The organism is Pseudomonas sp. SWI36, assembly GCF_002948105.1.
Lineage (GTDB): Bacteria > Pseudomonadota > Gammaproteobacteria > Pseudomonadales > Pseudomonadaceae > Aquipseudomonas > Aquipseudomonas alloputida.
In genome coordinates, this window is record NZ_CP026675.1 from 2925064 (window position 1) to 2945365 (window position 20302).

Here is a 20302-nt window from a genome sequence, read left to right on the forward strand (position 1 = left end):
CCCTATCACGACACAAGGCCGCGCCTGCAGAGATCAAGAAATTCTCTGCAGGCGCGGCCTTGTGTCGTGATAGGGCTGCGAAGCAGCCCCCTCGGTACTTCTATCAGCCCTTGCGGGTCAGCAGCGCCGGGCGCTCACCGCGTGGGCGGCTTGGCAGGTCATCCAGTTGCTCAGGCGTCGGGAAACGGTCCAGCTTGGACTCCTTGCGAATGATCACTGGCTGTTTTTCCGGCTGACGCGGGTTGCGCACGGCCGGCTCTTGCCGGGCAGCATCGTCACGCGCAGGGCGACCACGGCCACCGCCGCCATCACGACGGGCACCGCCACCGTTGTTGGCGCGGGGCGGGCGTTTTTCTCCGCCACCACTGCGTGGCTGGCCGCCATTGCGGGCTTGGCCCTGGCCGCCAGCGTTGCTGCGTTGGCCATTGCCTTGCCCCTGACCTTGGCCAGCACCACCCGGGCGGCGGTTGCGGCCCTGGTTCTTGCCTTGGTACGGACTGACATAGTCGGCGCGGTTACCGAAGTTATCGAGCTCGTCGTCCAGGAATTCTTCCGGGTCGCGGTCTGCCGGCGGCTTCGGAACGCTATTACTGCTGGCCTGCTGCGGGCGTGGTTTCTTGTCACGCGGCTTGCGCGGTTGCTGCTTGTCGCCGCTCTTTTCCTTGTCGTCCGGCTTGGCCGCAGCTTGCTGCCTGGCTTTGCCTTTGTCCTTGCCTTTGTCCTTGCGGCCGCCGTTGCTGTCTTTAGCACCTTCGCCACGGGCTTGCTGGTTGCGGCCGCCGCGGCCGTTGTTCTGCGGGCGCTCGCGTGCTTCAGGCTTCTCGGCTTCTACCTGGCTGGCGTCGAAGCCCATCAGGTCGCCATCCGCGATGCGCTGCTTGGTCACCCGCTCGATGCTCTTGAGCAGCTTTTCTTCATCTGGTGCGACCAGGGAAATTGCTTCGCCCGAACGACCGGCACGGCCGGTACGGCCAATGCGGTGGACGTAGTCCTCCTCGACATTCGGCAGCTCGAAGTTGACAACGTGGGGCAACTGGTCGATGTCCAGGCCGCGGGCAGCGATGTCGGTGGCGACCAGTACGCGCACGCTGTTGGCCTTGAAGTCGGCCAAAGCCTTGGTGCGGGCGTTCTGGCTCTTGTTGCCGTGGATCGCGGCGGCGGTCAGGCCTTGCTTTTCCAGGTACTCGGCCAGGCGGTTGGCGCCATGCTTGGTTCGGGTGAACACCAACACCTGTTCCCAGGCGCCCAAGGTGATCAAGTGCGCCAGCAGGGCACGCTTGTGGCTGGCAGGCAGGCGATACACCCGCTGCTCGATACGCTCGACGGTGGTGTTCGGCGGGGTGACCTCGATACGCTCCGGGTTGTGCAGGAGCTTGTCGGCGAGGTCGGTGATGTCCTTGGAGAAGGTGGCCGAGAAGAGCAGGTTCTGGCGCTTGGCCGGCAGGCGGGCGAGGACCTTCTTGACGTCGTGGATGAAGCCCATGTCGAGCATGCGATCGGCTTCATCAAGTACCAGGATTTCCACGTGGGCCAGGTCGACCTTGCCTTGGCCGGCCAGGTCGAGCAGGCGGCCTGGGCAGGCGACCAGCACATCAACGCCTTTGGCAATGGCCTGGATCTGCGGGTTCATGCCAACGCCGCCGAAGATGCAGGCGCTGACCAGTGGCAGGTCACGGGCATAGACCTTGAAACTGTCATGCACCTGGGCTGCCAGTTCGCGGGTCGGTGTCAGGACCAGCACGCGAGGCTGGCGTGGGCCGTGGCGCTGCGATTTGTCGGGATGGCCGGCCGGGAACAGGCGCTCGAGAATCGGCAGGGCGAAGCCGCCGGTTTTACCCGTACCTGTCTGTGCGGCAACCATCAGGTCGCGGCCTTGCAACACGGCGGGAATAGCCCGCTGTTGCACGGGGGTCGGCTGGGTGTAGCCCGCAGCCTCGATAGCGCGGACAAGAGCCTCGGAGAGACCGAGGGAAGCAAAGGACATGGGCGATCCTGTTCTCGTGTGGGCTGGGCCCGTTGGGATGTTCTGCCTGGCGCGACGGGCATCGATGAAATGCGATCGCGTCCGGTCCAGCTGGGCTTTCACTGCACATCCGGGAAACGGAGGCTGGACGCGAAGGGGCGTCGGTACCGATCGGGATGCCTGTTGCGAGGCCGAGCGTCCGGGCGTGAGCCGGGCGGGAAGGCCCGAGTATAACAGAGCTATCGCGCTGTGCTGCTTTCCTGCTGCTCAACGGCGTTGAGAATGTTTCCAGTGTCGCTTGTATAACGGTTGCTGATCGCTGCATAGGCCGGTTCCTGCTTGAACCGCTGCAGCTCTTCGGCAAAGGCCACGGCCAGTGCCTCGCGCCCAGGCTTGCGCACCAGGCCCAAATACTGCGCCTGGCGGCTGACTACCAGCGGCAGTTCTTCGACTTGCTGTTGCAGGCCGAGCTGGCGGAGCAGGTAATGCCCGACCCTGCGGTCGGTGATCGCCAGGTCGATACGGCCCAGCACCAGCTTGCCGAAGTTGGCTTCGTGGGTGGGTGCGGCTTCGCGCTTGAAGTGTGGGGCCTCGGTGAACGCTTTACCGTAGGCGTAGCCGGGCGATGTGCCGACGGTGAGGCCGGCGAGGTCGTCCAGGTGGGTGACGGCATGGCGGCGCGAGCGGCTTTGGAACAGGACGAATTCGACCTCCGACATGGGTTCGGAGCCATACACCATGTAGGGTTGGCGCGCGTCCGTCTGGAAGATGTCGAGAATGCCATCGGCCAGGCCCTGCTCAGCCATCGCCAAGCAGCGCTTCCAAGGCAGGAATTGCCACTCCACCTCGACGCCGAGGCGTGCGAAGACCTGGCTGGCGACTTCATAGTCGATGCCGCGCGGTTGGCCGTTGTGCTGAAACACATAAGGTGCCCAGTCGTCGGTTACCAGGCGCAAGCGTTCGCCCAGAGCCAACGGGCTCAGGCAAACGAGCAGCAGGATCCAGAACAGACGGGCGATATGTGGCATGGCCGGAGATTACGCGCTCGGCCGGTGTACGGTAAAGGCATGCATTATCGATGTGGGAGCGGGCGTGCCCGCGAACACCGGCGAAGCCGGTGTCAACGATCGGGTTGCTCTCTTCGCGGGCACGCCCGCTCCCACAAGACCGCGCAAGGCAATGAGTTTTGCGGGCACATCAGGCTTGGGTGGATCGCAGCAGATGCGCCTCGATATCCTTGCGCCGCTCGCCCAGCGATAGCCGTAGCCCCGGATGGCGCAGGCACTGACGCAGCCGCTCGGGCTCCACGTGGCCGTAGCGGTCATTGAGGTTTTCCAGGGCTTTGTCCCACCAGGCAGACGCACAGGCGCGATCGAACTCATTGGGGTAGGGGTAGCAGCCATAGAGCAATTCGCGGGCGAACTGGCGCTCGTGACTGGGCAGGGTCAGGCTCAACGCCTTGTAACCCAGGCGGTGCAGAGTGGGTGGCCGCGGCAGTTGGTCGTTGACCAGCGCAACGTCGGCCAAGGCCGAGGGGCTGAGTGGGTCGTGCTCGTGCTTGCGCAGCCAGGCCTGGATCTTGGCGCGGAACTGCGCCTTCCGGCTCCAGTAGTGATGAATGACATCGGTACACTCGGCCAGCTCCAGGTTGCGGTAGGCCGCTACTGCCAGGCAGAACTCCTCAAGGGTATAGGCCTCCCGAGCCAAGGGGTAGAATTCGTCCATCATGGCGATGGAGCGGTCCAGGGTGTCGCAGTTCTCGGCAGTGAGGCCGATAACGCCGGAATTGACGAGCGGCATCTGGCAGTCGGCCAGTCCCCGGGACTCGAGAATGGCCAGCAGGTTCTTGTACAACAGGCACTTCTGGTCAGCGCCGTAGCGCGTGCCGATGGCGTTGCACAACAGGCGGTTGGGCGCCACGCGGGCGAACAGATGCAACGGCGAAGTGCGGAAGAAGGTGTCGGTGTCGATCAGCACTGCCAGCGGGTGTTGCTGCAGTACCTGGCGCAACAGCACATGCTTGCTGCGAAAGTGATAACCGTGCGGGGCATTCCATGCCTGACGCGTGGCCTCGTCCAGCAGGTGGACGGTGACGGGCAGCCTGGCGTAGGGCTGCGCATTGTCGGTGTAGACCTGGATGTCCATGGCCTCGCCGGCTGCGCTGCCTAGCTGGGCGAGGGCGCTGACGATGCTGAAGCAGGCTTCCTGATGGTAGGTTGCCGGGCCAAAAGCCAGGTATACAAGCTGTGGGCGCGAAGGTTGGGTGTGCTGCATGGCAGGCAAGACCTGTTTAACCCGAAAATGAATAAGGCTTTAGTCTATGACCAAAGCCTTAATCATTTCTTAAGCAGACTTTGCCAAAAGATTTCAGCGCGGCAGCTTCAGGTTGTTCCAGATCGCCAGGCTCGGTTCGGCCTGGTTCAAGGTATAGAAGTGCAGGCCCGGCGCGCCGCCTTGCAACAGCTGTTCGCACATGCGGGTAATCACTTCTTCGCCGAACGCCTGGATGCTGGCGGTGTCGTCGGCATAGGCTTCCAGCTGCTTGCGGATCCAGCGCGGGATCTCGGCGCCACAGGCATCGGAGAAGCGGGCCAGCTTGCTGTAGTTGGTGATCGGCATGATGCCCGGTACCACCGGAATCTCCACGCCCAGCTTCTGTGCACGCTCGACGAAGTAGAAGTAGCTGTCGGCGTTGAAGAAGTACTGGGTGATGGCGCTGTCGGCACCGGCCTTGACCTTGTGCACAAAGTTGGCCAGATCCGACTCGAAGTTGCGCGCCTGCGGGTGCATTTCCGGGTAGGCAGCCACTTCCAGGTGGAAGTGATCAGCGGTCTCCTGGCGGATGAACTCGACCAGGTCACTGGCATAGCGCAGTTCACCACTGGCCATGCCCATGCCCGACGGCAGGTCACCACGCAGCGCGACAATGCGTTTGATGCCGGCTGCCTTGTACTCGGCCAGCAGGGCACGCAATTCGGCCTTGGTGTCGCCCACGCACGACAGGTGCGGCGCGGCAGGTATCTTCACTTCGCTTTCCAGCTGCAGCACGGTATTGAGCGTGCGGTCGCGGGTCGAGCCACCGGCACCGTAGGTGCAGGAGAAGAAGTCCGGGTTATAGGTGGCCAGCTGGCGGGCGACGCCCATCAGCTTTTCGTGACCGGCATCGGTCTTGGTCGGGAAGAACTCGAAACTGTAGCGGCGTTCTTGTGACATCAGGCGTTCCTCTGGCAACAAGCGTCTGGCGGCAAGCTGCAAGTAAAAGCCAGATCGGTGATGGCCGGGCTGGCTTGGGCGTCGTTCAAGATCTGTGTTTCCGGAGCTGCAAGTGGCAACGGCACGGTATGCCTTTGCCTGCCACTTGCAGCTTCATGCTTGCCGCTTAGTAGCGGTAGGCGTGCGGCTTGAACGGGCCTTCGACGGTCACGCCGATGTAGTCGGCTTGCTGCTTGGTCAGCTGGGTGACCACGCCGCCGAAGCCGCGGACCATTTCCAGGGCCACTTCTTCGTCGAGTTTCTTCGGCAGCACTTCAACGGTCAGGCGCTCGGCTTTCTTTTCGGCCGGCAGGTCAGCGAACTTCTGCTCGAACAGGAAGATCTGTGCCAGAACCTGGTTGGCGAACGAGCCGTCCATGATGCGGCTTGGGTGGCCAGTGGCGTTGCCCAGGTTGACCAGGCGGCCTTCGGCCAGCAGGATCAGGTAGTCGTCGTTCTGCGGGTCGAAGCTGCCAGCGCCGGTACGGTGGATCTTGTGAACCTGCGGCTTGACCTCTTCCCAGGCCCAGTTCTTGCGCATGAAGGCGGTGTCGATCTCGTTGTCGAAGTGGCCGATGTTGCAGACTACGGCACGCTTTTTCAGGGCCTTGAGCATGTTGGCGTCGCAGACGTTGACGTTACCGGTGGTGGTCACGATCAGGTCGATCTTGCCCAGCAGGGCCTTGTCGATGCTGGCTTCGGTGCCATCGTTGATACCGTCGATGAACGGCGAGACCAGCTCGAAGCCGTCCATGCAGGCCTGCATGGCGCAGATCGGGTCAATTTCGGAGACCTTGACGATCATGCCTTCCTGACGCAGGGACTGGGCCGAGCCCTTGCCCACGTCACCGTAGCCGATCACCAGGGCCTGCTTGCCCGACAGCAGGTGGTCGGTACCACGCTTGATGGCATCGTTCAGGCTGTGACGGCAGCCGTACTTGTTGTCGTTCTTGCTCTTGGTGACCGAGTCGTTGACGTTGATCGCCGGGACTTTCAGCTCGCCCTTGGCCAGCATGTCGAGCAGGCGGTGTACGCCGGTGGTGGTCTCTTCGGTCACGCCGTGCACGCGGTCCAGTACCTGCGGGTACTTCTTGTGCAGCAGTTCGGTCAGGTCACCACCGTCGTCGAGGATCATGTTGGCGTCCCATGGCTGGCCATCTTTCAGGATGGTCTGCTCCAGGCACCACTCGTACTCTTCTTCGGTTTCACCTTTCCAGGCGAACACCGGGATACCGGCGGCGGCGATCGAGGCGGCGGCCTGGTCTTGAGTCGAGAAGATGTTGCAGGACGACCAGCGCACTTCGGCACCCAGGGCAACCAGGGTTTCGATCAGCACGGCGGTCTGGATGGTCATGTGGATGCAGCCCAGGATCTTCGCACCCTTGAGCGGTTGCTCGGCCAGGTACTTGCGACGCAGGCCCATCAGCGCAGGCATTTCCGATTCGGCAATGATGGTTTCGCGACGGCCCCAGGCGGCCAGGGAGATGTCGGCGACTTTGTAATCGGTAAAACCAGCAGGCATGTTTGCAGCGCTCATGAGAGCCTCCATTCGTAATGTGCGAATGGGCGCCGTTGTGCGTTAAGCGCTCGCGGGAGCGAGCAACGCCCCATCCGAGCCTGACAGGCCTAGCCTGCTGCAGCGCCCCTCGGACAGGTGGCGGGCATGGCACCGCTGTGGGCAACCATGTAAAACGGCGCAGATTATAGCTGCCCCTGCCGGCTTGCCCAAGGTTTTCCGTCGATTAATCGCGACGATAGTCGATGTTCAATGGAGCGAAGGCAGCCGCTCTGCCATCATTGCTACACGTTAGCCAAGCAGGTCAGGAGTACAGATGAACTTTCACACCCGCAAGTGGGTTAAACCCGAAGACCTCAACCCCAATGGCACCCTGTTCGGTGGCAGCCTGTTGCGCTGGATCGATGAGGAGGCGGCAATTTACGCCATCGTCCAGCTGGGCAACCAGCGTGTGGTGACCAAGTACATGTCGGAAATCAACTTCGTCAGCGCTTCGCGTCAGGGTGACATCATCGAGCTGGGCATCACCGCTACCGCGTTCGGCCGCACCTCGATCACCCTCAAGTGCGAAGTGCGTAACAAGATCACCCGCAAGAGCATTCTGACTGTCGACAAGATGGTGTTCGTCAACCTGGGCGAGGATGGCTTGCCGGCAGCCCATGGGCGCACCGAGATCAAGTACGTGCAGGACCAGTTCCCGGATTCGGCAGTCGAATAGACCCTGGTTGCCTGTGCCGGCCTCTTCGCGGGTGAACCCGCTCCTACAGGGGTACGCGCCCCCGTAGGAGCGGGTTCACCCGCGAATGGGCCGCAAAGCGGCCCCGGCATTCTCAAGGCTGGGCGCTGACCTTGCGCACCACCCGCCCAATGCTCAACCCCTGCACCAGAATCGACGACAACACCACGATGTAGGTGATCGACAGCAGCAGGTCCCGTTCATCGCCCAGCGGTAGCGACAGCGCAAGTGCCACCGACACGCCACCGCGCAGGCCGCCCCAGGTCAGCACCCGCACCGTGCCTTTGGGCACCGGGCGCCAGCGCCGCAGCAGTACGATCGCCGGGGCCACCGTCAACAGGCGCGACAGCAGCACTGCCAGCGCCAGCACGCCGCCGGCCGCCAGGTGCATCCAGTTGAACGGCAGCAGCAACAGCTCCAGGCCGATCAATGCGAACAGCAGGGCATTGAGCATGTCGTCGATCAGCTCCCAGAAACCATCCATGTAACGGCGGGTCATGTCATTCATCGCCAGGTTGCGCCCCAGGTTGCCGATGATCAGGCCTGCCACCACCATGGCGATCGGTGCCGACACATGCAGCTCGTAGCACATCGCCGAACCACCGATTACCAGCGCCAGGGTCAGCATGACCTCCACCTGATACTGCTCGACACTCTTGATCATGCGGTAGGTGGCGTAGCCGATCAGGCCACCGAACACCACACCGCCAATGGCCTCGCGGGCGAACAGGATCGCCGTGTCGGCCATGCTCGGTGTTTCACCCAGCTGGATGATGCCCAGCAACACGGTGAATACCACGACTGCCGTGCCGTCGTTGAACAGTGACTCGCCGACGATGGTGGTTTTAAGCGGTTTGGGCGCATTGGCAGTACGCAGCGCGCCAAGCACTGCAATCGGGTCGGTCGGTGAGATCAGTGCACCGAACAGCAGGCAGTAGATCAGGGGCACCTGCCAGCCGAACAGGGCAAACACCCAATGCGCCAGGTAGCCGATGACCACGGTGGCGATCAGCACGCCCAAGGTGGCCAGCAGGCCGATCGGCCAGCGGTAGCTGCGCAGGTCGCTGAGGTTGACGTGCAGGGCGCCGGCAAACAGCAGGAACGCCAGCATCCAGTGCATGAGCAGATCGTTGAAATCGATCTGGTTCATCAGCCCTTCGACGCGCTCTTCCAGGCCGGGGAAGCCGACAAGGCTCAGGCCTTGCAATATCAGGGAAAACAACAGCGCCGTAACCATCACGCCGATAGCGGGGGGCAGGCCGATGAAGCGGTAGTTCACATAGGTCAGAAGTGTGGTGAGGCAGATAAAAGCGGCAACTAATTCAAGCATCCCGAATCCTGTAACAGTGGCTTCCAAGTCGTTACCCGAGTGACTCGGGCAGTTCTTTGATGACCTGGCACGGGGTTCGGGGCACAGGGTTTGACCGAATTAGTCCAAATCGTTCCCGTGACAGTCTGCACTGGTTACCCTGTGGGAGCGGGCGTGCCCGCGAACACCGGCAAAGCCGGTGCCATACACCGAGTTGCATTCTTCGCGGGCATGCCCGCTCCCACAAAGCCCCCCTGAACGCTATATATTCACAGCCATGAAAAGCCATAAGGATAAGAAGGCGTGTTGGCAACATCTCTGGTGCTGGTTGCCGCCCTGCTGCATGCAACCTGGAATACCTTGATCAAATTCAGTGGCGAGCGCTTGCTGGTAATTGCCAGCATGGACACGGTAGCGCTGGCCTTCGCGGTGCTGGCGGTGCCCTTTGTCGATGTTCCGCCTGCTGAAATCTGGCCCTGGTTGGTAGCCTCGGCACTGGCTGAGCAGTTGTACCGCTACCTGCTGATCAAGGCCTACCGCGTGGGCGACCTGGGGCTGGTCTATCCTCTGATGCGCGGGCTGTCACCGCTGGTGGTGCTGGGGCTGACCCTGGCCTTTGCCGGGGAATCGCTGAGCCAGCAGCAGATCATCGGTATCCTGTTGATCCCCTGTGGCATGGCCTGCCTGTTGTGGCAGGGCGGCGGCGGTGACCGGCTGCCATGGTCGATGCTGCCGGTAGTTGCCTTGATTGGCCTGTGCATTGGTTGCTACACCTGGTTCGACGGCCAGGCCGTGCGCCTGTGGGGCAAGCCGTGGGATTACCTGGTCTGGCTGACCCTGCTCAGCGCCTGGCAATTCCCGTTGTTGGCGGGCGTAGCGCGGCGGGCGCCCTTCGTACTGTTCTGGCGAACCCAATGGCGCCTTGGCTTGGCGGTAGGGTTCTGCGTATTGTTCAGCTATGCCCTGGTGCTGTGGGCCATGCACCTGGGGTCAGTGGCCGAAGCGGCGGCACTGCGGGAGTTGAGCGTGATCCTGGTGGTGCTGCTGGGCATGCGCTACCTCAAAGAACCTTTTGGCGGGCCAAGACTCCTAGCTTGCGGGCTGGTGTTGGCCGGCATGCTGGTAATGAAGCTTTGAACTGAAGACTGAACAAGGAGTCCTGTCCATGACTGTTGCCCTGTGGTGCATCCTGATTGCGCTGCTGTTGAACCCGCTTTGTGCCTTGATCGCCAAGGCGAGCAGTGGCCGTTTCGGCCTCAAGGACAATCACGATCCGCGAGCCTTTCTCGATACCTTGTCGGGCCTGCCGCGGCGTGCTCATGCAGCGCAGCAGAATGGCTACGAAGCGTTTCCGGCATTTGCTGCGGCGGTGCTTGTGGCGGATATCGTGGGCAATGCCGAGCAGGTGACCCAGGATGTGCTGGGGGTGATGTATATCACCAGCCGCTTGCTTTACATCATCTGCTACCTGGCCGACTGGGCTGCCTTGCGGTCGCTGGTGTGGTTTGCCAGCCTGGCACTGATCGTGTCGTTCTTCGTGGTTTCCATCTGAAACCGGCTGGCCATCTTCGCGGGCAGCCCCTCGCGAAGATAGCCACAACGATCAAGGTACCTTGGGTACCTCAGGCAGTGGCTGGCCCTTGGGCCACAGCATCCAGATCTGCCCTTGCTGCTTCATGTTCCCGGCCAGTTCGCCGGCTTCCGGCCCGGTGCCCCAGAACAGGTCGGCACGCACTTCGCCGGTAATCGCCCCTCCGGTGTCCTGCGCGCCAACCGGTCGTACCACCGGCGTGCCGTCCGGGCGTGTGGTAGACAGCCACAACAAGCTGCCCAGGGGAATCACCTTGCGGTCGATGGCCACGCTGTAGCCGGCGGTAAGCGCTACGTTCAGCGAGCCGCGCGGGCCTTCGTTACTGTCCGGGCGGGTGCTGAAGAATACGTAGCTGGGGTTGCTGGCCAGCAGCTCTGGTACGCGCTGCGGGTTGGCCTGGGCCCAGGCATGAATGGCGCCCATGCTCACTTCTTCTTTTTTCAGCTGACCTTGCTCCACCAGCCAGCGGCCGATCGGCCGATAGGGGTGGCCGTTCTGGTCGGCGTAGCCCAGGCGCAGTTGACGGCCGTCCTCCAGTTGCACCCGGCCAGAACCCTGGATCTGCAGGAATTGCAGGTCCATCGGGTCGGTCAGCCAGGCCAGCACCGGTGCCTTGACGCCGTTACGGTTGATGACTTCGGCCGTGTCGTAGGGCTTGAGTACCCGCCCCTCCAGGCGGCCGCGCAGGCGTTTGCCCTTCAGTTCGGGGTACACGCTGGCCAGGTCGACCACGATCATGTCATCAGGGATGCCGTAGACCGCCACATGGTTGGTTGCCGATTGGCTCAGGCTGCCTGGGTAGACAGGCTCGTAGTAGCCGGTAATCAGGCCGTTGGCATTGTTCTCTGCAGAGCGCAGGCCGTACACCTGCAGGTTCTGTTCAAGGAAGGTTCGCACTTGGGCGGCGCTGGCTGTCGCGCTGCCGGCCGCTTCGCAGGTGGCGGCCCACACCGGGTCGCGCTTGAGTTTTTCGCAGCCGTTGCGCCATGCATAAAAGCCTGCCAGCAGGTCTTCATCGCTGACGGCCGGCAAGTCTTTCCAAGTGGCCGGGGCATAGGTGGCGACAGCGTGGGGCTCGGGCTTGGCGCTCTCGCCGCCGTTGCAGCCGGCCAGCAAAGCCAGCACCGGCAGTGTCCAGGCCAGGTGGCGCAGGGCAGATTTCATGTGTGCATTCCTGTCATGAGCGAACATGAAGGTTCGCCCCTGTCTTTTATGTGGCTATTGGTGTTTGGCCCAGGGGCAGCGATACTGGCCGCCCATTTGCGTAGGCCGAAGTGAGCGTGATGTTGAAGCGATTGACCGTTGTTCTGCTGGCAGCACTTGCCCTGGGAGGGGCTCTGACGGGTTGTGACCGGGTTGACCCGAATTCGCCGCTGGGCAAACGCAAGGTGATCTTCAAGGACATGCTCAAGACCAGCGAGGACCTCGGCGGCATGCTGCGTGGCCGGTTGCCGTTCGACGGGGTGAAGTTTGCCGACGGTGCGCTGAAGCTGGACAGCCTGTCGCATCAGCCGTGGCAGCATTTTCCACAGGTGCGCGATGGTGGTGACAGCGCCGCCCGTGCCGAAGTGTGGGAGCGCCAGGCGCGGTTCCATGACCTGGCCCGGCAGCTTGAGGGCGTCACCGGCGAACTGGTCGATGTCACCCGCAACCAGCCACTGGATGCTGCGCAACTGAAGGCACCGATGGACAAGGTCGAGGCTGCGTGCAAGGCCTGTCATAGCGAATTTCGTAATCATTGAATGGCTGTGCTGTTTGCGCAAACCTTCGAGGCGTGTACAAATTCCACAAAGACCAGGCTTGCCGGCCAGATGCCTTAGCGGTCGAGAGCGTCGACCGCTTCCTGCAGCTCTTTACGCGACTCGGCCAGCTTGTCCTTGCGCTTGTTGATCTTCTCGGCGTCGCCTTTCTTCTCTGCCTTCTTCAAGTCCTTTTCCCGCTGCGCCACTTCGTGACGCGCATCGAGCACCTTCTGCTCACGTTCCTTGCGCAGGCTGGCGTCGGTGCAGTTGTCCACACCGCGCAGGGCTTCCTCCAGCCCTGCAACCTGGTCCCTGTTGCCGTGGTCACGGGCAATTTTCAGCTGGTTTTCGATGGCGCTGCGCTTGGCGGCGCAACCGGTCAGGCCGGCATCCGGCTGGGCAGCCTGAGCAGTGCCCGCGGCCAGGCCCAGTGTTGCGAGCAGGAAAAGAGTCGAAATACGTTTCATGAAAAGCCTCCCTAACGGGGCGGGGCAGCAAAAGTTGGGGGAAATCCTGCCTTGGTTTTGCCCATTTAGAAACCCTTGGTGAGGTTTTCTGCCGGAGTCTCGGGTTTTTCCTACGCACTATTTGGTAAAAAATCATTGCTCAATGCGCTGGGGTGGGGTCCGGAAACCTTCTATGCCGGCTTCGGCCAACTGTGCGGCAATGGCTTGCACCTCGGAGGCCGCGAAAAATTCCACAAGTTGGCGCGAGCGTTTTGCGCCGATGCCGGGCACGGTTTGCCATTGCCCGGCACTGCGTGAGGCCAGCGCCTGCCAGTCGCCAGTCAGTGGCAAATGCTTGCCAATGGGCATACCAAGGGCGCGCAGCCACTGATCGAATGGGCGTGAGCGAGCTTCGTCGAAACTGCCCATCAGGTGTGCCGCAGTGAGCCTGCTGATACCGGGGGCCTGCTGCAGGCGCTCGGCATCGAGCTGCAGCCAGTCGGTCATGGACGTTACCAAGCCAGCTTCGACCAGCCGACGCCATGTGCCGGGCCCGGTGCGTGGCAAGGCCAGGCCCTGTTTACCGCCAAGCCAGGTGAGGCGGGCAATGAACTGCTCATCACAGCCCTCGCTGGCCTGCCAACAGCTGTGGGCATGATGCTGGTCGGGTGCTGGTGCGGTTATCGGTTGGCGCTCTACAGCGCGGTGCACGACGTGTTCGAGCCGGGGAATGGTCAGCCCGGCAAGGCTGACGGCCACCTGATCGCCGGGGCGAATATCCAGGCGTTGCCAGCGCGCCAGCGACCCAAGGCTGACTTGGGTAATGCGCCGGTCATCGAGGGTAACGGGTTGCAGGTGAAGAACGGGCGTGACCCTGCCAGTGCGGCCGACCCGAAAGCGCACGTCGCGTACTTCGGCCAAGGCTTGTGCATAGGGGTACTTCCAGGCCGCGATCCAGTAGGGCGCCTTGGCCTGCCAGCGCTCGGCAGGTGGCCGACTGCCCTGGCGCAGGATCACACCGTCGGTGGCGAAGGGCAGAGCAGAGCGATACCAGTGCTCGCGCCAGTGTGCTGCATCCTCCAGCGTATCGATGGCGATGCTGTAAAGCTGGCTATCCGGAAAACCCAGTCGTGCCAGCTGGGCGAGGCGTTCGGCCTGTTGCTCGGGGCCGTGCGGCCAGCCCCATACGAACAGGCCGATAGCGTTGCCTTGTGCGCCAGTCAGTTGCTTGCGTGCGAGCAGCCCTGCCACGGTACCCCGGGCGTTGGCGCTGCCTGCCTTGGCTTGCACATGTTCGTCCAGGCGCAGATACAGCTCACCTTGCAAGTGCAGGTCGACCGCCTCAGGCAACTGCCGGGTGACAGCGCCGAGCTGTGGGATGTGTCGGCTCCAGTCATGGCCGTGTACACCGTCCCCCCGGCTGGTCAGCTGCACCAATCGGCCCTGTTGGTAAGTGAGGGAAACGGCTACGCCGTCGACCTTGGGCTGTACCCACACGCCGGTCTTGCCGGCCATCCATCGCGCCACGGCCTGGCGGTCTGCCAGCTTGTCGACGCCGGTATGCGGCACGGGGTGGGGGACCGGGCCGCGAGCACTGGCCAGGGGGGAGGGGCTGGTGCCAACCGCGAAGCACTGCTGCAGGTGGTTCAGGCGCTCGCGGCTCTGGTCGTACAGTTCGTCGGCCACCAGGGCTATGCCCTGCCGATGGTAGTGCTCGTCCCATCGGGCAAGCGTGGCGCGCAGTTGCGCAACTTCGGCCTTGGCCTGTTGCGGGTTCCAGTGTGGGCATGAGGCAGCCCTGGCCAATGGGGTGTTCAGCACAAATAGCAGGGCGAACAACAACAGGTACGGCATGGCCTGGCATCCTTGCATGGCGGGGAAGCGCTTAGCGTAGGCGGGTGGCGGGGCGGGCGGTGCGTGCAGTTGTCAGGTGATATTTCGCTGGTGCTCGTCTCCAAGCCCGAGGCGGAGCAAGAAACGAGCGCGGCGCTCGATCTCACGGGCGATGAACATGCCGTGACAGGCACAAAAAAGCCCCTGCCGATCGCTCGGCAGGGGCTTTCGTCTGGCGCTGCAGGAAGCTTACAGGCCGGCAGCGTCACGCAGCGACTGGGCGCGGTCGGTGCGCTCCCAGGTGAAGGTGGTGAAGGTGTCGTCGCCGACAGTCTTCTGCTGCGGAGTACGGCCGAAGTGGCCGTAGGCAGCGGTTTCCTGATACATCGGGTGCAGCAGGTCGAGCATGGTGGTGATGGCGTACGGACGCAGGTCGAAGCACTCGCGCACCAGCTGGATGATCTTGTCGTCGGAGACCTTGCCGGTACCGAAGGTGTTGATCGAGATGGAGGTCGGCTGGGCCACGCCAATGGCGTACGACACCTGGATCTCGCAACGCTCGGCCAGGCCGGCGGCGACGATGTTCTTGGCCACGTAGCGGCCGGCGTAGGCGGCGGAACGGTCGACCTTGGACGGGTCCTTGCCGGAGAACGCGCCACCCCCGTGACGGGCCATGCCGCCGTAAGAGTCGACGATGATCTTGCGGCCAGTCAGGCCGCAGTCACCCACCGGGCCACCGATGATGAAGTTGCCGGTCGGGTTGATGTGGTACTGGGTGCCTTTGTGCAGCAGTTCGGCCGGCAGGGTGTGCTTGACGATCAGCTCCATCACGGCTTCTTGCAAGTCTTTCTGCGAAACCTCCGGGTTGTGCTGGGTCGACAGCACCACGGCGTCGATACCGACCACTTTGCCGTTCTCGTAGCGGCAGGTGACCTGCGACTTGGCATCCGGGCGCAGCCATGGCAGCAGGCCGGACTTGCGCGCCTCGGCCTGGCGTTCTACCAGACGGTGCGAGAAGCAGATCGGTGCAGGCATCAGGACTTCGGTTTCGTTGCTGGCATAGCCGAACATCAGGCCCTGGTCACCGGCGCCCTGGTCTTCCGGCTTGGAGCGGTCCACGCCCTGGGCGATGTCTACCGACTGTTTGCCGATGATGTTCATCACGGCGCAGGTGGCGCCGTCGAAGCCGACGTCGGAGCTGTTGTAGCCGATGTCGATGATGACTTTGCGCACCAGGTCTTCCAGGTCGACCCAGGCCGAAGTGGTGACTTCGCCGGCGATGATGGCGACACCGGTCTTGACCAGGGTTTCGCAGGCTACGCGGGCGTATTTGTCCTGAGCGATGATGGCATCAAGGACTGCGTCCGAAATCTGGTCGGCGATCTTGTCCGGATGCCCTTCGGACACGGACTCGGAGGTGAAAAGGGAGTATTCGCTCATCTCGAAGGTTCCTGAAATTTACCGATGGTGTATGTCGCCAGCCGTCCGCTGAAAATGGCGGACCTGGATCTGGAAACCGTTACGCAAGCCCACGTACAGGCTGTCCGCATGGGCCAGCCCGGCAGCGTTGGCCCAGCGCGCCAGGTCGTCCTGTTCGAAGCCCAGCCAGAGGTCGCCGCAGGCTTCGCGCGCCCACCCCTGGTCATGGCTGCACAGTTCGGTGACCAGCAGGCTGCCGCCTGCCTTCACCCGTTTGGCCAGCTGGCGCAAGGCCAGGGCCGGGTCGCTGAAATGGTGCAGCACCATGTTCAGCACAACGCAGTCGGCGGCCACATCCGTTGCACCCAGTGCATCGGCCAACTGCAGGTTCACGTTGTCGAGCCCTTCGCGCTGGCACACCTGGCGCGCAAGCTCGAGCATGGTAGGGCTGTTGTCCAGGGCGGTGACCTGGGCGAAGCGCCGGGCCAGGTCGGGCAGGAAGCCACCGTCGCCGGGGCCGACTTCCAGCGCGCTGGCGGCCGGGTCGAAATGCAGTTTGTCGAGCAGCGCCAGCAGGCTGTCGCGGTACTGCGGAAGGCCGGCGATCAGGTCCTGCTGGGCACGGAACTTCTCTTCCACGCGCAGGAAGAAGTCCTGGCTGGTGGCCGCCCGGCGCTGCTGGACATGGGCTATGCGCGCCTGCACATCGGGCGGCAGGGCCAGGTCGTCGACTTCTTCGAGCAGCGCCGCGTGCAGCCGGCCACCCAGGCGCAGGCCATCGGGCAGGGCACGGCGGTAGAAGATGGCGTTGCCTTCGCGGCGGGTTGCCACGAGGTCGGCCTGAGCCAGCACCTTGAGGTGATGGCTCATGCCCGACTGGCCGATGTCGAAGATCTGCGCCAGCTCCAGCACACCGAACGAGTCATTGGCCAAGGCGCGCAATACGTTCAGGCGCAACGCATCGCCACTGGCTTTGCACAGGGCGGCCAATGTTTCGCGTTGCTCGGGGATCGATTGCGCACGCAGATTCATGGGGCGGCAGTCTAGACAGGCATCGATGCCCTAGCAAGGCCAATATCAAAAAGTTTTGATATTGGCGATGAGCTGCAAGCCGAAAGCCTCAAGTTACACGCTTTGGGGCGCCCCGAGTCGCGCTCTGCTTCTTCAGTTGCGGCTTAAAGCTGGCGCTTGGCGCTTAAATGTTTGCCCCAAGCGCCCCCAGTGGGCGAAAATGGCCGCCTTTTTCGTGACACCACCTATTCAAGCCCCCTAGGAGATCAGCGATGCCCAGCCGTCGTGAACGTGCCAACGCCATTCGTGCCCTCAGCATGGATGCCGTGCAAAAGGCCAACAGCGGCCACCCAGGTGCCCCCATGGGCATGGCGGATATCGCCGAAGTGCTTTGGCGCGACTACCTGAAGCACAACCCGAGCAACCCGAGCTTCGCCGACCGTGACCGCTTCGTGCTGTCCAACGGCCACGGTTCGATGCTGATCTACTCGCTGCTGCACCTGACCGGCTACGACGTCACCATCGATGACATCAAAGGCTTCCGCCAACTGCACAGCCGCACCCCGGGCCACCCGGAATACGGCTACACCCCAGGCGTTGAAACCACCACCGGCCCGCTCGGCCAGGGTATCGCCAACGCCGTGGGCTTCGCCCTGGCCGAAAAAGTGCTGGCTGCCCAGTTCAACCGTGACGGCCACAATATCGTCGACCACAACACCTATGTGTTCCTCGGCGACGGCTGCATGATGGAAGGCATCTCCCATGAAGTCGCCTCGCTGGCCGGCACCCTGGGCCTGAACAAGCTGATCGCCTTCTACGATGACAATGGCATCTCCATCGACGGCGAAGTGCACGGCTGGTTCACCGACAACACCCCGGCGCGCTTCGAAGCCTACAACTGGCAGGTGATCCGCAACGTCGACGGCCACGATGCCGAAGAAATCAAGATGGCCATCGAGACCGCCCGCAAGAGCGATCGCCCGACCCTGATCTGCTGCAAAACCACCATCGGTTTCGGTTCGCCGAACAAGCAGGGCAAGGAAGACTGCCACGGTGCCCCGCTGGGCAACGACGAAATCGCCCTGACCCGCCAGGCCCTGAACTGGAACCACGGCCCGTTCGAAATCCCGGCCGACATCTACGCCGAGTGGGATGCCAAGGCCGCCGGTGCCAAGGTTGAAGCCGAGTGGAACCAGCGCTTCGACGCCTACGCCAAGGCCTACCCGGAGCTGGCTGCCGAGTTCAAGCGCCGTGCCAGCGGCGAGCTGCCGGCCGACTTCAGCGAAAAGGCCCAAGCCTACATCAACGAAGTGGCTGCCAAAGGCGAAACCATCGCCAGCCGCAAGGCCAGCCAGAACGCCCTGAACGCCTTCGGCCCGCTGCTGCCCGAGTTCCTCGGCGGTTCGGCGGACCTGGCCGGCTCCAACCTGACCCTGTGGAAAGGTTGCAAGGGCGTCGAAGCCAATGACGCCAGCGGCAACTACGTGTTCTACGGCGTGCGCGAGTTCGGCATGACCGCCATCATGAACGGCGTTGCCCTGCACGGTGGCCTGGTACCTTACGGCGCGACCTTCCTGATGTTCATGGAATACGCCCGCAACGCCGTGCGCATGTCGGCACTGATGAAGCAGCGCGTGATCCACGTGTACACCCACGACTCCATCGGTCTGGGCGAAGACGGCCCGACGCACCAGCCGATCGAGCAGCTGACCAGCCTGCGCAGCACCCCGAACCTGGACACCTGGCGCCCGGCCGACGCGGTGGAGTCCGCTGTGTCCTGGAAAAGCGCCCTGGAGCGCAAGGACGGCCCATCGGCGCTGATCTTCTCGCGCCAGAACCTGCAGCACCAGGACCGCGATGCCCAGCAGATCGCCGACATCAGCCGCGGTGGTTATGTGCTCAAGGACTGCGCCGGCGAGCCTGAACTGATTCTGATCGCCACCGGTTCCGAAGTGGGCCTGGCTGTTCAGGCCTTCGACAAGCTGACCGAGCAAGGCCGCAAGGTGCGCGTGGTTTCCATGCCGTGCACCAGCGTGTTCGATGCCCAGGACGCTGCCTACAAGCAGTCCGTGCTGCCGCTGGAAGTCGGTGCGCGCATCGCCATCGAAGCTGCCCACGCCGACTTCTGGTACAAGTACGTCGGCCTGGAAGGTCGTATCATCGGCATGACCACCTACGGTGAGTCGGCGCCGGCTTCGGCATTGTTCGAAGAGTTTGGCTTCACCCTGGAGAACATCCTCGGTACTGCCGAAGAGCTGCTGGAAGACTGATTTAAAGATCTGCGGGCGGTGTCGCCTTCATTCGCGGGCAAGCCCGCTCCCACAGAGGTTGCATGAAACCCTGTGGGAGCGGGCTTGCCCGCGAATGCCACACCGCAAATTCCGCAGGCTGACGACAATTGAACTGTCTCGTGAGCCCCGAATGCCCCACCGTCCCTACAAAGTTGCACTCAACGGTTATGGCCGTATCGGCCGCTGTGTCCTGCGCGCGCTGTTCGAGCGGGGGGCAAAGGCCGGTTTCGAGATCGTCGCGCTGAACGATCTGGCCGATCAGGCCAGCCTCGAATACCTGACACGCTTCGACTCCACCCACGGGCGTTTTCCCGGCGAGGTCAAGGTCGACGGCGACTGTCTGCACATCAATGGCGACTGCGTGAAGGTAATGCGCAGTGCCACCCCCGAAGGCATCGACTGGGCTGCGCTGGGCATCGACTTGGTGCTGGAGTGTTCCGGTGCCTATAACACCCGTGCCGATGGCCAGCGTTTCCTCGAAGCCGGGGCGCCAAGGGTGCTGTTCTCGCAGCCCATGGCCAGCGAGGCTGACGTTGACGCCACGGTGGTCTACGGCATCAACCAGGACTGCCTAACCGGTAGCGAGCGCCTGGTGTCCAACGCCTCGTGCACCACCAACTGCGGCGTGCCGCTGCTGCGTGTGCTGGACCAGGCGTTTGGCATCGAATATGTGCAGATCACCACCATCCACTCGGCGATGAACGACCAGCCGGTGATCGATGCCTATCACCACGAAGACCTGCGCCGCACGCGTTCGGCCTTCCAGTCGGTGATCCCCGTGTCCACTGGCCTGGCGCGTGGCATCGAGCGCCTGCTTCCGGAACTTGCCGGGCGAATCCAGGCCAAAGCGGTACGTGTACCGACCGTCAACGTCTCGTGCCTGGACATCACCCTGCAGACCGCCCGCGACACCAGTGCGGCCGAAGTCAACCGAGTGCTGCGCGAGGCCGCGCTGGAAGGCCCGCTTAAAGGCTTGCTGGCCTACACCGAGCTGCCGCACGCCAGCTGTGATTTCAACCATGACCCGCATTCGGCGATCGTTGATGCCAGCCAGACGCGTGTTTCCGGGCCCCGCCTGGTAAACCTGCTGGCCTGGTTCGACAACGAATGGGGTTTTGCCAACCGTATGCTCGACGTTGCCGAACACTTTCTGCACGTCGTTCACCCAACCCGCAACAAACAGCCCTGAAGGA

General features: G+C 63.0%; 17 protein-coding genes and 1 riboswitch. Of the genes, 6 read left to right on the forward strand and 11 right to left on the reverse strand.

The features are described from left to right. Positions 1-103 precede the first annotated feature (103 nt). The 5 genes from C4Q27_RS14015 to ahcY all read right to left on the reverse strand — a co-directional run bounded on the left by C4Q27_RS14015 (position 104) and on the right by ahcY (position 6752). Positions 104-1984, reverse strand: a complete 1881-nt coding sequence (locus C4Q27_RS14015; protein WP_020191535.1) for a DEAD/DEAH box helicase — start codon at positions 1982-1984, stop codon at positions 104-106. Positions 1985-2202: 218 nt separating this feature from the next. After that, positions 2203-2991, reverse strand: coding sequence for an ABC transporter substrate-binding protein (locus tag C4Q27_RS14020; RefSeq protein ID WP_012053904.1), 789 nt, complete (start codon positions 2989-2991; stop codon positions 2203-2205). Positions 2992-3160: 169 nt separating this feature from the next. Then, positions 3161-4237: a hypothetical protein gene (locus tag C4Q27_RS14030; RefSeq protein WP_064492986.1), complete on the reverse strand. Its 1077-nt coding sequence runs from the start codon at positions 4235-4237 to the stop codon at positions 3161-3163. 93 nt (positions 4238-4330) lie between these two features. After that, positions 4331-5176, reverse strand: coding sequence for a methylenetetrahydrofolate reductase [NAD(P)H] (gene metF, locus C4Q27_RS14035; RefSeq protein WP_104886969.1), 846 nt, complete (start codon positions 5174-5176; stop codon positions 4331-4333). 166 nt (positions 5177-5342) lie between these two features. Further along, positions 5343-6752 carry an adenosylhomocysteinase gene (gene ahcY / locus C4Q27_RS14040; RefSeq protein WP_021783768.1) on the reverse strand — a complete coding sequence of 470 codons (1410 nt, stop codon included), beginning with the start codon at positions 6750-6752 and terminating at the stop codon, positions 5343-5345. A 20-nt stretch (positions 6753-6772) separates the two neighbouring features. Next, positions 6773-6869: riboswitch (S-adenosyl-L-homocysteine riboswitch) on the reverse strand. A 178-nt stretch (positions 6870-7047) separates the two neighbouring features. On the opposite strand from ahcY, the gene C4Q27_RS14045 reads away from it, so the two are divergent. Further along, entirely contained in the window at positions 7048-7449 is a 402-nt protein-coding gene (locus C4Q27_RS14045) for an acyl-CoA thioesterase (RefSeq protein ID WP_003249362.1), read from the forward strand. Positions 7450-7561: 112 nt separating this feature from the next. Here C4Q27_RS14045 and C4Q27_RS14055 read toward each other — a convergent pair whose 3' ends face one another. After that, on the reverse strand, positions 7562-8797 hold the full coding sequence (locus C4Q27_RS14055) for a sodium:proton antiporter (RefSeq protein ID WP_064492987.1): 1236 nt from the start codon (positions 8795-8797) through the stop codon (positions 7562-7564). A gap of 282 nt (positions 8798-9079) precedes the next feature. On the opposite strand from C4Q27_RS14055, the gene C4Q27_RS14060 reads away from it, so the two are divergent. Together C4Q27_RS14060 and C4Q27_RS14065 are read left to right on the forward strand one after the other, a co-directional pair. Then, positions 9080-9913 carry a DMT family transporter gene (locus C4Q27_RS14060; RefSeq protein ID WP_020191826.1) on the forward strand — a complete coding sequence of 278 codons (834 nt, stop codon included), beginning with the start codon at positions 9080-9082 and terminating at the stop codon, positions 9911-9913. A 28-nt stretch (positions 9914-9941) separates the two neighbouring features. Beyond that, positions 9942-10328 (forward strand): MAPEG family protein, encoded by a 387-nt coding sequence (locus C4Q27_RS14065; protein WP_010955544.1) that lies wholly within the window; start codon positions 9942-9944, stop codon positions 10326-10328. A 51-nt stretch (positions 10329-10379) separates the two neighbouring features. On the opposite strand, the gene C4Q27_RS14070 is transcribed toward C4Q27_RS14065, so the two are convergent. Further along, positions 10380-11531 carry a murein transglycosylase A gene (locus C4Q27_RS14070; protein WP_104886970.1) on the reverse strand — a complete coding sequence of 384 codons (1152 nt, stop codon included), beginning with the start codon at positions 11529-11531 and terminating at the stop codon, positions 10380-10382. A 119-nt stretch (positions 11532-11650) separates the two neighbouring features. Here C4Q27_RS14070 and C4Q27_RS14075 point away from each other — a divergent pair, with 119 nt between their 5' ends. Then, a complete protein-coding gene (locus C4Q27_RS14075) occupies positions 11651-12109 on the forward strand; it encodes a cytochrome c (protein WP_021783774.1) in 459 nt (152 codons plus the stop codon). A 74-nt stretch (positions 12110-12183) separates the two neighbouring features. Here C4Q27_RS14075 and C4Q27_RS14080 read toward each other — a convergent pair whose 3' ends face one another. The 4 genes from C4Q27_RS14080 to C4Q27_RS14095 form a co-directional block, all read right to left on the reverse strand. Further along, the gene (locus C4Q27_RS14080) at positions 12184-12576 is read right to left on the reverse strand and encodes a DUF1090 domain-containing protein (RefSeq protein ID WP_104886971.1); all 393 of its coding nucleotides are present in this window, start codon (positions 12574-12576) and stop codon (positions 12184-12186) included. 132 nt (positions 12577-12708) lie between these two features. Beyond that, positions 12709-14409, reverse strand: a complete 1701-nt coding sequence (ligB, locus tag C4Q27_RS14085) for an NAD-dependent DNA ligase LigB (protein WP_104886972.1) — start codon at positions 14407-14409, stop codon at positions 12709-12711. Between the two features lie 228 nt (positions 14410-14637). Next, positions 14638-15828: a methionine adenosyltransferase gene (metK, locus tag C4Q27_RS14090; protein WP_003249375.1), complete on the reverse strand. Its 1191-nt coding sequence runs from the start codon at positions 15826-15828 to the stop codon at positions 14638-14640. Between the two features lie 18 nt (positions 15829-15846). Next, positions 15847-16839, reverse strand: coding sequence for a metalloregulator ArsR/SmtB family transcription factor (locus C4Q27_RS14095; protein WP_003249377.1), 993 nt, complete (start codon positions 16837-16839; stop codon positions 15847-15849). A 251-nt stretch (positions 16840-17090) separates the two neighbouring features. Between C4Q27_RS14095 and tkt the strand changes: the two genes are divergently transcribed. Both tkt and epd read left to right on the forward strand, forming a co-directional pair. Further along, positions 17091-19088 (forward strand): transketolase, encoded by a 1998-nt coding sequence (gene tkt / locus C4Q27_RS14100; protein ID WP_020191821.1) that lies wholly within the window; start codon positions 17091-17093, stop codon positions 19086-19088. 151 nt (positions 19089-19239) lie between these two features. Beyond that, complete coding sequence (epd, locus tag C4Q27_RS14105) at positions 19240-20298, forward strand: erythrose-4-phosphate dehydrogenase (RefSeq protein ID WP_064492596.1); 1059 nt, start codon at positions 19240-19242, stop codon at positions 20296-20298. The last annotated feature ends 4 nt before the right edge of the window (positions 20299-20302 follow it).

Excerpts from the sequence above, each read along its gene's own strand:
- C4Q27_RS14045 (WP_003249362.1), top strand. The coding sequence starts at position 7,048 with ATGAACTTTCACACCCGCAAGTGGGTTAAACCCGAAGACCTCAACCCC.
- C4Q27_RS14070 (WP_104886970.1), bottom strand. The coding sequence starts at position 11,531 with ATGAAATCTGCCCTGCGCCACCTGGCCTGGACACTGCCGGTGCTGGCT.
- C4Q27_RS14030 (WP_064492986.1), bottom strand. The coding sequence starts at position 4,237 with ATGCAGCACACCCAACCTTCGCGCCCACAGCTTGTATACCTGGCTTTT.
- metK (WP_003249375.1), bottom strand. The coding sequence starts at position 15,828 with ATGAGCGAATACTCCCTTTTCACCTCCGAGTCCGTGTCCGAAGGGCAT.
- ahcY (WP_021783768.1), bottom strand. The coding sequence starts at position 6,752 with ATGAGCGCTGCAAACATGCCTGCTGGTTTTACCGATTACAAAGTCGCC.
- C4Q27_RS14095 (WP_003249377.1), bottom strand. The coding sequence starts at position 16,839 with ATGAATCTGCGTGCGCAATCGATCCCCGAGCAACGCGAAACATTGGCC.
- C4Q27_RS14065 (WP_010955544.1), top strand. The coding sequence starts at position 9,942 with ATGACTGTTGCCCTGTGGTGCATCCTGATTGCGCTGCTGTTGAACCCG.
- tkt (WP_020191821.1), top strand. The coding sequence starts at position 17,091 with ATGCCCAGCCGTCGTGAACGTGCCAACGCCATTCGTGCCCTCAGCATG.
- C4Q27_RS14055 (WP_064492987.1), bottom strand. The coding sequence starts at position 8,797 with ATGCTTGAATTAGTTGCCGCTTTTATCTGCCTCACCACACTTCTGACC.
- C4Q27_RS14075 (WP_021783774.1), top strand. The coding sequence starts at position 11,651 with ATGTTGAAGCGATTGACCGTTGTTCTGCTGGCAGCACTTGCCCTGGGA.
- ligB (WP_104886972.1), bottom strand. The coding sequence starts at position 14,409 with ATGCCGTACCTGTTGTTGTTCGCCCTGCTATTTGTGCTGAACACCCCA.
- C4Q27_RS14080 (WP_104886971.1), bottom strand. The coding sequence starts at position 12,576 with ATGAAACGTATTTCGACTCTTTTCCTGCTCGCAACACTGGGCCTGGCC.
- epd (WP_064492596.1), top strand. The coding sequence starts at position 19,240 with ATGCCCCACCGTCCCTACAAAGTTGCACTCAACGGTTATGGCCGTATC.
- C4Q27_RS14020 (WP_012053904.1), bottom strand. The coding sequence starts at position 2,991 with ATGCCACATATCGCCCGTCTGTTCTGGATCCTGCTGCTCGTTTGCCTG.
- C4Q27_RS14015 (WP_020191535.1), bottom strand. The coding sequence starts at position 1,984 with ATGTCCTTTGCTTCCCTCGGTCTCTCCGAGGCTCTTGTCCGCGCTATC.
- metF (WP_104886969.1), bottom strand. The coding sequence starts at position 5,176 with ATGTCACAAGAACGCCGCTACAGTTTCGAGTTCTTCCCGACCAAGACC.